The sequence below is a fragment of the Aliigemmobacter aestuarii genome (assembly GCF_004799285.1).
GTDB classification, from domain to species: Bacteria; Pseudomonadota; Alphaproteobacteria; order Rhodobacterales; family Rhodobacteraceae; genus Aliigemmobacter; species Aliigemmobacter aestuarii.
In genome coordinates this window covers 316,695-329,081 of record NZ_SSND01000004.1, presented here as the reverse complement: position 1 = coordinate 329,081, position 12,387 = coordinate 316,695, and the positions used below count along the sequence as shown (strand labels likewise).

The following is a 12,387-nucleotide window of genomic DNA, read 5'->3' as shown; positions in this document are numbered from 1 at the left end:
GTGGTCGCGGCCAGAACCGGGTTCACGGCCGCCACGGCTGCACCTCGCGGGGTTCATCGGCCTTGCGGGCCAGCATGATCTGCGCATGAAGCGCGCGCAGAACGTCCTGCACCCCCTGGCCCGTCACGCCCGAGATCACATGCACAGGCCCGCCGCTGGCCTTTTCCAGCGCCCGGCGCCGGGTTCCGGCCGTCTTGCCGTCCAGCGCGTCGACCTTGTTCATCGCCGTGACGCGGGGTTTCGCCGCCAGTTCGGGCGCATAGGCCTCAAGCTCGGTCACGATGGTGCGGTAGTCCTTGGTGATGGTGGACGATGTCCCGTCCACCAGGTGCAGCAGGACCGAGCAGCGTTCCACATGGGCCAGGAACTGGTCGCCCAAGCCCCTGCCCTCGCTTGCGCCTTCGATCAGGCCCGGAATGTCGGCCATGACGAATTCCTGCCCGTCGATCCCGACGACACCCAGGTTCGGCACCAGCGTGGTGAACGGGTAATCCGCGATCTTCGGGCGGGCGTTCGACACGGCGGCAAGGAAGGTGGATTTCCCCGCATTGGGCAGACCCACAAGGCCCGCATCCGCGATCAGCTTCAGCCTGAGCCAGATCGTGCGTTCCACCCCCGGCTGGCCCGGATTGGCCCGGCCCGGCGCGCGGTTGGTCGAGGATTTGAAATGCAGGTTGCCGAAGCCGCCGTTGCCGCCCTTGGCCAGAAGCACGCGCTGGCCCACCGTCACCAGGTCGGCGATCACGGTTTCCTCGTCCTCGTCGATCACCTCGGTGCCGACCGGCACCTTCAGGATGATGTCGTCGCCCGACTTGCCCGTGCGCTGGCTGCCCATGCCGGGCTGACCGTTCTTGGCGAAGAAATGCTGCTGATAGCGGAAGTCGATCAGCGTGTTCAGCCCTTCCACGGCCTCGGCCCAGACCGAACCGCCATTGCCGCCGTCGCCCCCGTCGGGGCCGCCGAATTCGATGAACTTCTCGCGCCGGAACGAGACGCAGCCCGCCCCGCCCCCGCCCGAGCGGATATAGACTTTGGCAAGGTCAAGGAACTTCATCTCTCAGGCTTTCTCATGGGGGGTCGCTGCCCCGATACAGGATGCGCCCGAAAGGCTCAAGCGCCACGAAGGCGGGCGCCGCCCCCTGGCCCGGCCCCGCAGCCGCGCGTCTGCCCGCCTCTGGCGCACGGGCAGGCGCCGGTCACTGGCAGGCGCGAGCACTGGCAGGCGCGAGCACTGGCAGGCGCCGGTCCGGTCAGTCCAGTTTCTTCAGGTAGGTCCACGTGGGCACCCTTGCCCCGCGCGCCACCGAATAGGTTTCCGCGTCCCCCAGATAGGTGAAGCCCGCGTTGGTCAGCACCCGCGCCGAACCGGGGTTGTCCTGGAATACCTCGGCAAAAATCGTGCGGTTGGCCTGCGGGTTCGCCTCGATCAGGGCGCGCACCGCCTCGGACGCGATGCCGAGGTTCCAGAACGCGGGTGCGACCCAATAGCCGACCTCGGACTGGCCGCGATCCATGCGCTTGAGGCTGATCACGCCCAGAACCTCAGGCAGGCCCGTTGCCGTGCCGTCCATCACCCAGATGTCCTCGTCACCCGAGGGTGCCATCGCCCGTGTGACAAAGGCCTCCGCCGCGCCGGGCGGCAATGGATGGGGAATGGATCGGGTGCCTTCTGCCACGCGGCGGTCGCCCGCGTAATGGGCAAACAGCCCCGCGTCCGACTTGCGCACCGGCCGCAGGACGAACCGCCCGGCGGCAATCTGGCCAGCCTCGGCCAGGATCAGATCAAGCGTCATGGCTTCCCCTCCTTCGAAAGCGCATGGGCGCCGGGCACTCCCGGCACCGGAAATCGTCTCCCCCGTTTCCATCGACGTGGGGGCGGGCCAGACCCTTTGCAAGGACGTTCACGGCCCGCTCACGCGGATGGAAGGCTCATCCCTGCCCGATCTTCGGGGCGGAAATGAGGAAGGGGACCGGCCTTTCAGCCGATCCCCCGTTTACAATCCGATTGTAAAGGTTCGGCTTACTCGGCTGCCTCCGCGACCGGGAGCACCGAAATGAAGGTGCGGCCCTTGAGGCCCTTGCGGAAGGTCACGCGGCCTTCGACGGTGGCAAAGATCGTGTGGTCACGACCCATGCCGACGCCTTCACCCGGGAACCAGGTGGTGCCGCGCTGGCGCACGATGATGTTGCCCGGAATGGCGGCCTGGCCACCAAACAGCTTCACGCCAAGACGGCGACCGGCCGAGTCGCGACCGTTGCGGGACGAACCGCCTGCTTTCTTGTGTGCCATGGGGGATTACTCCTCGGCTTTGGCGGCCTTGGCGGCGCGCTTGGGTTTCGCGGCGGCCTTGGCGGCCGGGGCTTCGTGGGCGGCGCGACGCGCATCGGCGGTGCCGGTGGCCGCGGCCACGCCCGACTTTTCGGCGCCCGAGGCCAGAACCTCGGTCACGCGCACCAGCGTCAGGTGCTGGCGGTGGCCCTTGGTGCGCTGCGAGCTGTGCTTGCGGCGGCGCTTGACGTAGTGGATGACCTTCTCGCCCTTGATCTGGTCGATCACTTCGGCCTGCACGGCAGCGCCCTTCACCAGCGGCGCACCCACGGTGACGGTGTCACCGCCGACCATCAGAATCTCGTTGAACTGGACTTTGTCGCCAGCATTGGCCGCAAGCTTTTCAACGCGCAGCACGTCGCCCGCCTGCACCTTGTATTGCTTGCCGCCCGTCTTGAGGACCGCGAACATGGGTCTTTCCTTTTCTCGTCTCCGCGTCCTGTGGCCCCGGCGTGTGATCCGGCGTTTCGATGCCTCGGACAGCGCGCCCGGCTAAGGGCGTCATTGAACATGAAAACCCCGGCCAGCCTCGCGACTGTCCGGAGATGCGCGCTTATCCATGAAGGGGGGCCGGGAGTCAAGCGCCCGAGGACCACTTTCTAGGGCCGTTTATCGTGCCTCTTCCCGCGCGGATCGAGGGCGCCGGACCGATCCGGGCAAACCGCCCCGCGCCCCGACCCGATGACCGCCCGGCAACCGCCCGGCGTGCCGATTTCAGCCGTCAGATATCTTCGCCCTGCATCTGACGCGCGGCGGCCCGGCCCAGATCGAAGGACATCTGCGTGAACATCTCGTCGAAGGCGGCGAACAACGCCGCGTTCAGCTTCTGCCCGGCGGGCGTTTCGGAAAAGGCATGGTAGGCGGCCAGATCGTCATCCGACAGCGGCTGATAGGCCAGCGCGAGATAGGAATAGAGCCAGTCCTCGGTGTCGGCGCGCACCTCGGGTTCCTGCGACCAGACATCGGACAGCATCTGATCCTCGGGAATGTCATCCTCCAGCGCGCCGCCCTCGGCCAGACCCTTGTAGAAGGCGAGATTGGCGTTCAGTGCGCCCGAAACGTTCGACTCGATCAGGTCGTTCGTCTCGGCAAAGGCCTGAAGCGCATCCATTCGCGGCTCGCCCCCGGCCAGCATGTCCTCGGCCATCACGCGGGCGGCCTCCTCGACCGCATCCTCCAGCAGCGCGCGCCGCGCCTCGATCTCGAGTTCGATGATCCGCGCGCCCAGATCCGATGTGAAGAATTCCGTGGCCGCAGCCGTCGCCTCGGGGTCGGCTGCCATCTCGCGCGCGAAGACCGCGTCGAAACGCGACCGCATCGTGGCCGTGTCATAGATCAGCCCGACGACCGCGCGCCATTCCGATCCGCCGCGACCGGGGAACATCTCTTCCTCGAGCGTGCCGCCATATTCGACACCCTCCTCGCGCATGATGGACATCACCTCGCCGATGCGCATGGCCTCGGCCAGCGCGGCGACCTCGGCCGGAACGGCGGGCGCCTTCACTTCGGCCTGCGCCTCTGCGGGCGTCAGGACCGGAGCCTCGGCCCGAAGCGGGGTGCCACCGGCCATGACGACCGAGCCAAGGATCAGGGCGCGCAGAAGCATGGTGAAGGAACCTTTCGTGATGCCGAAACCGGCCATGTCGATCAGCCTAACAGCTAAACGCTCCGCCCCCGCTTGCCAAGAACCGCACTTGCACGGTCGCGTGAACCCGCCGATCGGCAAGCCGGACCAACCCGGCCGGACCGGCAGAAGAGGCCGGTCGCAGTTTGCGCCGGATTTCGCCGTTTTGGGTCTTGCAAGCCCCGCGCGGGACGGCTAAATCCCCGCCACGACGACCCCTGATGCGGAGAGGTGGCAGAGTGGTCGAATGCGGCGGTCTCGAAAACCGTTGTCGGTTTGCGCCGACCCAGGGTTCGAATCCCTGTCTCTCCGCCACCATATAGCGCGTTAAATTCAAACGTTTTTCCAATCACGTAGCGTGGCGTCGTTTCCGCGACACACGAGGCGCGATGCCCCCCTTGCATGGCCTGATGCCCATAGAGACTTGAAATTGCAGGCGAAATAGTCGCCCAGAGTGACCCGAGTCTCTGTTTGGCATTTGGCGCGATACGGTTTTCAGGTGGGGTGACCTGTCACGGGATCTTTCCTCCACCATCGATGAGAGTCCGGCCCGACCTGAGGACGGACAATGAAGCGCCCGAGTTTCACGGATGAGCAGATCATCGGCACCCTTGGCGAGCAGGAGACAGGCGCGAAGTGCGCGGACCTGACACTCACGTCGCCTGCGTCATTACCGCGGCGCCCAGCCGCGAGATGGCCTCGTCGACCGTCGCGCGGGGGCAGCCGAGGTTGACGCGCATGTATCCGTGACCCTCGAGCCCGAACTTCTGCCCCTTGTCGAGCCAGAGCCGCGCGCGCGTCAGCATGAAGCGGTTGAGCGCATCGGCGTCCATTCCGAGGGCGCGGCAGTCCATCCAGGCGAGATAGAGCGAGTCCGCCGGTAGTACCCGCAGGCCGGGCCCGAGATTTTTCACCGCGCTTGCGAAGTGCGCGTGATTGGCGCGGACATAGGCGACCAGCTCGTCCACCCACGGGGCGCCATGGGTGTAGGCGGCCTCCGCCGCGACCATGCCGAGGACGTTTACCAGCGGAAACATGTTGCGATCGTACTGGCGACGGAATTCATCGCGGAGGCGCCGGTTCGGGATGAACAGATTCGCGCTTTGCAGGCCCGGCACGTTGAAGGTCTTGGATGGCGCCGTGCAGGTGATCGAGTTCTGCGCGAAGGCTTCGCTCAGGCTTGCGAAGGGGATGTGCCGCAGGGCCGGGTTCATGATCAGGTCCTGGTGGATTTCGTCGGCGATCACGAGGACGCCGTGACGCGCGCAGATCTCGCCCATGCTCCGCAGTTCCGCTTCGCTCCAGACGTTGCCGGTCGGGTTGTGCGGATTCGACAGGATGAAGATCTTCGTGTTCGGCCGGATCGCCGCTTCGAACACGGCCTCGTCATAGCGATAGCCGTCCTCGATGCGCGTCAGGGGCGCGCTGACGGGGAAGCGGCCGTTCAGGAGGACGTCGTCACGGAAATGCGCATAGACCGGCGGCTGGATCAGGACGCTGTCGCCGGGCGACGAAAAGGCCTGCACGGCGGTTTTGATCGCGGCGATGATGCCTGAGGTCTGGACGACCCACTCGGGGGCGACCTCCCAGCCGAAGCGCTTCTGCTGCCAGCCGGTGACCGCCGCGACGTAGGATTTCGAGCCACCTGCGGGGTACCCGAACACCCCGTTCTCCGCCGCTGCGACAAGCGCATCGCGAACCGGTTTCGGCGCGCGGAAATCCATGTCGGCCACCCACATCGGCAGCGGATCGGCTGCGGCCTCCTCCGGCGCCAGCATCGTGCGCACTCCGTCCCACTTCATCGAGTTCGAGCCGCGACGGTCGATGACTTCGTCAAACTGGGAAAGAACGGCTGCAGAATTCATGGCGGGCTCCGAAACAGGTTGGGGATTGTGCCTGGGGCTGAATTAGCAGAGACAATTCATGAACAGAAATGGCATGAAATCATTGCCCCATGCAGGATATTCATAATGCTTGATCGCCAGCACCTCACCATCATCCGGGAAGTCCACCGTGCCGGTAGCGTCACCGCGGCGGCGGAGAGGATGAACCTCAGTCAGTCCGCGGTCAGCCACGCCATTGCCAAGCTCGAGGACCGCCACCGGGTGAAGGTCTGGCGCAAGAAGGGGCGCGGTCTGCAGTTGACCGAGGCGGGCGCCTACCTGCTGGACCTCGCCGAGCGAATGGTTCCGGAGCTGGAACATGCCGAACGCATACTCGCCGACATCTCGCGAGGACGTCGCGGCGCGCTACGCGTCGGGATGGAGTGTCATCCCTGCGAGAAATGGCTGATGCGCGTGACGGGGCCCTATCTGCGCGACTGGCCCGACGTCGATCTGGAGGTGCGCACCGCGTTCCGGTTCGACGGAGTCGCTGCATTGCAGGCGCATGAGATCGACCTGCTTGTCACGCCTGATCCGGTGAAGCTGCCTGACCTCCACTTCAGGCCGGTCTTCGACTACGACCTCCTCCTTGCTGTCCACGAGGATCATCGGCTTGCAGGTAGAGCCTTCATCGAGCCGGAGGACCTGCTGGGCGAGGACCTGCTGACGGTTCCGGTTACGCCGGATCGGCTGGATGTCTTCTCCCGCTTCCTGGTCCCCGCGAATTGCCGCCCGGTCCGTCAGATCGGGATCGAGAGCACGGACCTGATGCTGCAGTTGGTGGCCGCGGCGCGAGGGGTGAGTGTCCTGCCCGACTGGCTGATCAGGGAAGACGCGGCGGGCATGCCGATCACCACGATCCGGATCGGCCGGGATGGGCTACACAAGAGCATCAACCTTGGCGTCCGCCAGGAGGATGCGAAGACGGACTACATCGCAGGGCTATTCCAGATCGCAGAGCGCATCAGCCCGCCGGCGACAGGTGTCGAAAGGGGCTCGGTCCCGGCGTAGCGAATATCGTCGCGGTGACGGCGTTTCTGGAACGCGATCTAATAGAAAAAATATCCATATCAATATCTTAGTCTGGATAAGGTTGGACTGCACGCCCGCGCCCTCCGCCACTTCACGCCTGAAGTTACCGGAAAATCCACGCGCCAATCGGACGGCGCGTGTTCTTCCCCACAAAGCCCCCCTACTTGGTTTTTCCAAAGGGCTTCAGCCCGCAGATCGGCGCGGCCGTGTTGTTGCCCGACCGCCCGTCGCCCGCAGGCTCAAGACACTCGGCGGCCCGCCCCCCACGAAGAGATCTGCAAAATCCGGACGTCAGAGCCGGATCGGTTCATCCTCGACCCGATCTGCCAGATGCCGGTGTGCGTGGCCCCCGCTGAGACAAGAGCCGAAGACAGAACGCCGTCTCGGCCAGGATGGTCAGCCCATAGGCCGGGGCAAAAACCGCGGACCAGTCCGGCGCGAACAGCCGCAGGCCGCTGCCCGTCAGATAGACCAGCCCGGCCACCAGAAGCCCCGCGCCGAACGCCTTGGCGAAAAGGCCCGATCGCCCGACCATCAGGCCCATGATCAGGCTGTTCACGCCGAAAAAGACAAGCCCGAGGTCGTAACCATGCGCGTGCAGGTCCAGGAAAACCAGCGCAAGCGTCGGTGTGTCGTTCAGGCCCTCGGCGCGGTTCAGCACCAGCCACGCCGTCAGCAGGGCCATGAGACTGGCCGCGATCAGCACCGTCTGGATCAGACGGAACACCATTGCCGCCAGCGCAAGACCCGGTGCCATGGCGCGAAAGATCAGATAGAGCAGGATGGCGAGGCCCGCATCGCTGAGCGCCATCACGAGATCGGCGGCGATGGCGAGGCGGAACTGGCCGGGAGAGGCGAGGATCGCGGCGGCGGTCGCGTCGGCATCGCCCAGATCGATCAGTGGCCCCCGGAGGCCAAGCTCTGCGCCGAGACCGGTCACGATGATGACAAGGTAGAGCAGCCCGGCGAGCCGCGCGTTGCGTGCCAGGCCTTGGGTGAGTGTCAGGGGGGTCACTTGGGAAGTCCTTTCTTCAATGGCCCTCAGGCGGCCTGCGCCCGGGCCTTGACCGGGCCGTTCAGGGCGACCCGCGGGAATGGGCGGTTGGCCCGCTGTCCTGCGCGGACGGACCCGAGGACGATGGCACCACCGCCTTCTTGCAAGGCCGACATGGATTGACCGGGAACCACACAACCCGGCAGGACGGCGGCCACCGGGTTCATCATGCCGAACGTCGAAACCGCGCCAGGCACGATCCTCGCGACGCCCGGAACCACAGCGCATCGGTTGCCACCGCGCCGATGAGGGCGCGCCACGCCAGCGCCGCAAGGCTGGTCACCGAGACGGCCGCCAGCGCGGGATCCATGATCACCGCGAACGGCAGCAGGATCAAGCCGCCTGTGGTCAACAGCCATGCGGTGAAGCCAAGAGGTGAAACGGGCGGTGGCCATTTCCGGCCTGGGACCGCGCCCGCAGCCGTCGACGCGGCGCCACCGGGTCCGGCTGCAACTCCGCCTGCGCCCAAGGGCGCATCGGGACCGATCGGCGGGAATGTCACGCAAAAGAACGCCCGTCACCGCAGCGGCGGCTGCCCCAGCCCGGACAGGCGCGCCGGGCCCGCCGCGCGCCGTGCGGTCGACAGGTCTGTCAGATCGCGCCCGGCGTCGGTGCGCGGGATCGCATCCAAGCCGCCCAGGATCGCCTGCGGAAAGAACCGGATTTCCTGCAATCCGGCCAATGCTGTCTTATCGCGCGCGCAAACGCCCGCTTATCTGCCCGCGTCCATCGCCAGACGCAGGCAGCGGTCCAGCCTTTCCGCCCATTCCGCGACACCCTGCGCCGTAGAGATCAGGTCATGGCGCACCTCGATCAGGAAGGCGGGAAGGCCCCGCGCGTCGCCATGGACGGGCACGGTATAATCGTCGTGGTCTATCCGGTAGGGTTCGTTGTCACCGATCACGAGCCCGCCTTCCTGTTCAAGCGCCCGCATCATCCGGCCGGCGAACTCGGTCGCCCGGGCATAGAGGATACCGGCATGCCAGGGCCGGGAAATCCCCTTGTAGACCGGCGTATAGCTGTGGACACCCACAACGAAGGTGAGTTTGCCTGCGGCAGCGCGCAGGTCCAGTCTCCGGCTGACGGCGGCCTGGAACGGGTCAAAGAATGTTTCAAGCCGCTCGGCCCGTTCGCTGGCCGCAAGGTTGCGGTTGCCCGGAATGGCCGTGGTTTCACTGGTTTCGGGGATCAGCGATGGGTTGTCGAGCGGTCGATTGCAGTCCACTACGAGCCGTGAATAGGCCGTGTGGAACAATGGCGCATCCAATCTGGCTGACAGGTCGCGCGCCAGGGACAGGGCCCCGATGTCCCATCCGATGTGGCGCAACCTTTCGGATTTCGGCAGCCCCAGATGGGCAAGCCGACGGGGAATGCGCGGCAGCGCGTGTTCGCACAACAGCAGCAGGTCCGAGGCGCCATCCGGATTGATGACGCCATAGGGCGGCGGCTCATCCAGATCCAGCAGCGGCGCAGAGGCGGTCAAGGGTCGCGTCAGCATCAGTAAACCCCGGCATAGCGACGGCAAAGTTCTGCATCATCGAGGCCAGATACGATTTCCATCTCCTTGAGCCGCATGCCCTTCCAGCATTCAAGAAAGGTCGGTGACATCCAGCCACAGACCACCCGGTCATGTTCAAGCGCGGTCAGCGCTTCCGGCAGGCTGGCCGGAAGCCGGCGGATGCCGAGGCGGGCGCGGTCTTCGGCCGACATCTCATCCGGGTCGCCCTTCACGATCGGCGGGGTGTCAAGCCCGTCGCGCACGCCCTCCAGCCCGGCCCGGATCAGCATGGCCAGGGCAAGATGCGGGCTTGCGGTCGCGTCGGCAGCGCGGAATTCCATGTTGAAGGATCGCGAAGGGTCGTGACCGGGCCGTTCCGAGGTCGGGCAGATCCGCAAGGTCGCCTCCCGGTCCTTTTCGCCAAGCGTCGTCCACGAGGCCGACCAGTGGTGCGGCTTCAGGCGCTGGTAGGAAACCGCACTGGGCGCGGCCAGCGCAGTCAGCGCCGCCATGTGCCGCACGATCCCTGCGGCAAAGGACCCAGCCTTGACGGACAGTCGCCCGGGGCGCGCGGCGTCGAATGTGACCGGGTTTCCCTCAAGGTCTGTCAACGACAGGTGAATGTGCACACCGTTGCCCACACCATCAGGGTCCGTCTTTGGGCAGAAGCTGGCCTTCCAGCCCATGGTCGCCGCCAGTTCGCGGGTGATTTCGCGGATGGTAACGGCACGGTCTGCGGCCTGCACCGCGCCAGAGGGGCCGCACACGATTTCAAACTGGTCGCGGCCATATTCCGGCAGGAAACATTCCGGCGCGCACCCCGCCGCACCGAGTGCCGCCATCAGCAATGGCCCGAACGGATCCGCGCGACGCTGCGCCGAAAGCGCGAACGACGGCGCGGCCGGCCAGCTTGCGCCAAGGATCTGGAATTCCTGCTCGAAGGCCGCGATCACACGCAGGCCCAGACGTTCCAGATCCGCGACGGCCGCCTTCAGCATCGAGCGGACGCAGCCCTCCCACGGGGTCCCGTCAAGATTGGTGATGTCGGAATGATAGAAATGCAGCGGGGTGCGCCCCCCAAGCCCCTCGATCCGCACGCCGGCTTCGGGGTCGGGCATCAGGCGCAGATCGCCCGAAGAGCCGAACGGGTTGGGGCTGGCGATTTCGTCGAACGGGGTCAGCGACAGGTTTGCCGGCACCCAGCCGACGCCCCTTGTCAGGGCGCCGGGCAGGTCGGCCGCCGCCACGGCGCGGCCCCGTGTAATGGCCGCAATATCCGTGGTGACAAACGTCACAAGCTCTTCGGCTTTCATCATGATGCGCTCATTCGCCAAGGGCCGCGATGCGGGCCAGCACGGTTTCGGTATCGGTGATCCAGCAATAGCCGCCATAGGCGCGCAATGCCGCTTCATGCCGTTCCGGCGTGTAGGTGGCACAGGCATCCTGGACGAGCGTCACCAGATAGCCTCGATCCGCGGCATCGCGAACCGCCATGTCCACGCACTGATCCGTGACGATCCCGGCGATGACAAGGAAGCGGGTGTTCAGGTTGCGCAGCACGTAATCGGCATTTGTCGAGTTGAAGAGGCCCGAAGACGTTTTCGGCAGCACCGGCTCGTTTTCCGTCGGCGCCAGCGGTGCGATGATGGCCCCTTCGGGTGCGCCCTTCGGCACATGCATGTTCGAAAGCTTGTGATCAAGTGACCGGTCGCGGCCATCCGCGGTCAGGCTTTCGATGATCGTATGGCACACATTCTCGCCGGCATTGCGGAATGCGTTGAGGATCTTCACCTGATTGGGGATGACCGTCTCGTGAACCCGCTTCATGAAATAGCTGTCTGCCGGCATCGGGTGCGTCGGGTCCATCATCGGTTCGGCCCAGATGCGCTGCATGTCCACCAGAAGAAAGGTGCAGGCACCCTTTGCATAGGGGCTGTCCCTGCGAATAGTCTGGCCGCCATATTCGATGGAAATCATGTCGCTCATGTCATTCTCCGGCTGGGTCCGCGCTGTGCGGCACTGTCTTGGGATCTTGGGCGGGCTGGTCCTCGGTGATGCCCGAATGGCGGCGCAGGGCCTCGATTTCGGCGATCCGGGCGCGCGACGTGGTAGACAGCCGTGTGGTGACCGCGGCGATCAGCGCTTCGAGCTGGGCCAGAGCGGGAACCATGGTGTCGAATGGCGATGGCCCTTCGACCGGGGCGGTCAGCACCACCTTGGCATGAGCCGTCAAAGGTGAAGCCCAAGGGTCTGTAAACAAGATCACCTGCGCCCCCCGCTCGGCAGCAGAGGTGACGAACTGGATCGTGTCGGTCTGGTAGCGGCGGTAGTCGAAGGCAATGATCAGGTCACGCCGCCCGATATCGATCAGCGAATCGACCCTGTCCGGAAGGTTGTCACTGACCATCAGGCAATCCGCACGCAGCTGGCGCATGTGCTGCCACAGCATCCCGGCAAGATACCCCGAGAAGCGCCCGCCGATGAAATGCAGCCGCAGCGCAGGATCGGTCACGAGCCGTGCGGCCATATCGAAATCGGCCGCGGGAACCATGCCCGAGGTCGTCTCCAGCATGGTGACACACGACCGCAGCACGACCTGGTAGATCTGTTCCTGCGGCACCCCGGCCGCCTTGCCCGCATCGATCATGGCAAGGGGCGAGTTCATCCGCGCCTGCACTTCCGCCAGCAAAGCCTTCTGGAAGTCAGGAAAACCGTCAAAGCCCAGACGCGTCACAAAGCGCACGACCGTCGGCCCCGACACCCCGGCGAGCGCGGCAAGCTGGGCGACGGTATTCAGACCCGCCGCCGGATAGTCCGCAAGCAAGGCGCGCGCCACCTTCAGGTCAGACGGCGTCAACTGCACGCTGCCATCGGTCAAGCGGTCACGGATCGCCATACGTTTTGTCCTCAGCCAGTCACATCCTCTGCAACGCACTATGTAACATACGATACAAACGTCAATGATTT

14 protein-coding genes, 1 tRNA gene and 1 pseudogene are annotated in these 12,387 nt (G+C 65.5%); 3 read left to right on the top strand and 13 right to left on the bottom strand.

Annotated features, from left to right (window positions below):
• Positions 1–22 precede the first annotated feature (22 nt).
• The 5 genes from obgE to E7811_RS15125 all read right to left on the bottom strand — a co-directional run bounded on the left by obgE (position 23) and on the right by E7811_RS15125 (position 3,935).
• On the bottom strand, positions 23–1,054 hold the full coding sequence (gene obgE, locus E7811_RS15145; RefSeq protein ID WP_136395490.1) for a GTPase ObgE: 1,032 nt from the start codon (positions 1,052–1,054) through the stop codon (positions 23–25).
• A 196-nt stretch (positions 1,055–1,250) separates the two neighbouring features.
• Positions 1,251–1,793, bottom strand: a complete 543-nt coding sequence (locus tag E7811_RS15140) for a GNAT family N-acetyltransferase (RefSeq protein WP_136395489.1) — start codon at positions 1,791–1,793, stop codon at positions 1,251–1,253.
• A 227-nt stretch (positions 1,794–2,020) separates the two neighbouring features.
• The gene (rpmA, locus tag E7811_RS15135; protein ID WP_136395488.1) at positions 2,021–2,290 is read right to left on the bottom strand and encodes a 50S ribosomal protein L27; all 270 of its coding nucleotides are present in this window, start codon (positions 2,288–2,290) and stop codon (positions 2,021–2,023) included.
• A 6-nt stretch (positions 2,291–2,296) separates the two neighbouring features.
• On the bottom strand, positions 2,297–2,740 hold the full coding sequence (gene rplU, locus E7811_RS15130) for a 50S ribosomal protein L21 (protein WP_136395487.1): 444 nt from the start codon (positions 2,738–2,740) through the stop codon (positions 2,297–2,299).
• Positions 2,741–3,050: 310 nt separating this feature from the next.
• Positions 3,051–3,935, bottom strand: coding sequence for a DUF2059 domain-containing protein (locus tag E7811_RS15125; RefSeq protein ID WP_136395599.1), 885 nt, complete (start codon positions 3,933–3,935; stop codon positions 3,051–3,053).
• Positions 3,936–4,178: 243 nt separating this feature from the next.
• Between E7811_RS15125 and E7811_RS15120 the strand changes: the two genes are divergently transcribed.
• Positions 4,179–4,268, top strand: a tRNA-Ser gene (locus tag E7811_RS15120).
• Positions 4,269–4,606: 338 nt separating this feature from the next.
• Here E7811_RS15120 and E7811_RS15115 read toward each other — a convergent pair.
• Entirely contained in the window at positions 4,607–5,818 is a 1,212-nt protein-coding gene (locus E7811_RS15115; protein WP_136395486.1) for a MalY/PatB family protein, read from the bottom strand.
• Positions 5,819–5,923: 105 nt separating this feature from the next.
• Between E7811_RS15115 and E7811_RS15110 the strand changes: the two genes are divergently transcribed.
• Positions 5,924–6,847 carry a LysR family transcriptional regulator gene (locus tag E7811_RS15110; protein ID WP_136395485.1) on the top strand — a complete coding sequence of 308 codons (924 nt, stop codon included), beginning with the start codon at positions 5,924–5,926 and terminating at the stop codon, positions 6,845–6,847.
• A gap of 250 nt (positions 6,848–7,097) precedes the next feature.
• Positions 7,098–7,204 (top strand): annotated as a pseudogene (locus tag E7811_RS18410) (IS481 family transposase); the annotation flags it as partial.
• On the opposite strand, the gene E7811_RS15100 reads toward E7811_RS18410, so the two are convergent.
• The 7 genes from E7811_RS15100 to E7811_RS15075 all read right to left on the bottom strand — a co-directional run bounded on the left by E7811_RS15100 (position 7,176) and on the right by E7811_RS15075 (position 12,316).
• Entirely contained in the window at positions 7,176–7,883 is a 708-nt protein-coding gene (locus E7811_RS15100; protein ID WP_136395484.1) for a DUF4386 domain-containing protein, read from the bottom strand. The pseudogene E7811_RS18410 and the gene E7811_RS15100 sit on opposite strands and share 29 nt — an antisense overlap.
• A gap of 205 nt (positions 7,884–8,088) precedes the next feature.
• Positions 8,089–8,259: a hypothetical protein gene (locus E7811_RS18405; protein WP_449353878.1), complete on the bottom strand. Its 171-nt coding sequence runs from the start codon at positions 8,257–8,259 to the stop codon at positions 8,089–8,091.
• 180 nt (positions 8,260–8,439) lie between these two features.
• Entirely contained in the window at positions 8,440–8,595 is a 156-nt protein-coding gene (locus E7811_RS17955) for a hypothetical protein (protein ID WP_168733049.1), read from the bottom strand.
• Positions 8,596–8,634: 39 nt separating this feature from the next.
• A complete protein-coding gene (locus tag E7811_RS15090; protein WP_136395483.1) occupies positions 8,635–9,420 on the bottom strand; it encodes an N-formylglutamate amidohydrolase in 786 nt (261 codons plus the stop codon).
• Positions 9,420–10,736: a type I glutamate--ammonia ligase gene (locus tag E7811_RS15085; RefSeq protein WP_136395482.1), complete on the bottom strand. Its 1,317-nt coding sequence runs from the start codon at positions 10,734–10,736 to the stop codon at positions 9,420–9,422. Before E7811_RS15085 ends, E7811_RS15090 begins: the two co-directional genes overlap by 1 nt.
• Before the next feature lie 7 nt (positions 10,737–10,743).
• The gene (locus E7811_RS15080) at positions 10,744–11,406 is read right to left on the bottom strand and encodes an isochorismatase family cysteine hydrolase (RefSeq protein WP_211092125.1); all 663 of its coding nucleotides are present in this window, start codon (positions 11,404–11,406) and stop codon (positions 10,744–10,746) included.
• Between the two features lies 1 nt (position 11,407).
• Entirely contained in the window at positions 11,408–12,316 is a 909-nt protein-coding gene (locus E7811_RS15075; RefSeq protein WP_136395481.1) for a MurR/RpiR family transcriptional regulator, read from the bottom strand.
• Positions 12,317–12,387: the final 71 nt, after the last annotated feature.

Bases quoted from the DNA above. Each gene is read 5' to 3' on its own strand.
- obgE (WP_136395490.1), bottom strand. From the start codon at position 1,054: ATGAAGTTCCTTGACCTTGCCAAAGTCTATATCCGCTCGGGCGGGGGC.
- E7811_RS15140 (WP_136395489.1), bottom strand. From the start codon at position 1,793: ATGACGCTTGATCTGATCCTGGCCGAGGCTGGCCAGATTGCCGCCGGG.
- rpmA (WP_136395488.1), bottom strand. From the start codon at position 2,290: ATGGCACACAAGAAAGCAGGCGGTTCGTCCCGCAACGGTCGCGACTCG.
- rplU (WP_136395487.1), bottom strand. From the start codon at position 2,740: ATGTTCGCGGTCCTCAAGACGGGCGGCAAGCAATACAAGGTGCAGGCG.
- E7811_RS15125 (WP_136395599.1), bottom strand. From the start codon at position 3,935: ATGCTTCTGCGCGCCCTGATCCTTGGCTCGGTCGTCATGGCCGGTGGC.
- E7811_RS15115 (WP_136395486.1), bottom strand. From the start codon at position 5,818: ATGAATTCTGCAGCCGTTCTTTCCCAGTTTGACGAAGTCATCGACCGT.
- E7811_RS15110 (WP_136395485.1), top strand. From the start codon at position 5,924: ATGCTTGATCGCCAGCACCTCACCATCATCCGGGAAGTCCACCGTGCC.
- E7811_RS15090 (WP_136395483.1), bottom strand. From the start codon at position 9,420: ATGCTGACGCGACCCTTGACCGCCTCTGCGCCGCTGCTGGATCTGGAT.
- E7811_RS15085 (WP_136395482.1), bottom strand. From the start codon at position 10,736: ATGATGAAAGCCGAAGAGCTTGTGACGTTTGTCACCACGGATATTGCG.
- E7811_RS15080 (WP_211092125.1), bottom strand. From the start codon at position 11,406: ATGAGCGACATGATTTCCATCGAATATGGCGGCCAGACTATTCGCAGG.
- E7811_RS15075 (WP_136395481.1), bottom strand. From the start codon at position 12,316: ATGGCGATCCGTGACCGCTTGACCGATGGCAGCGTGCAGTTGACGCCG.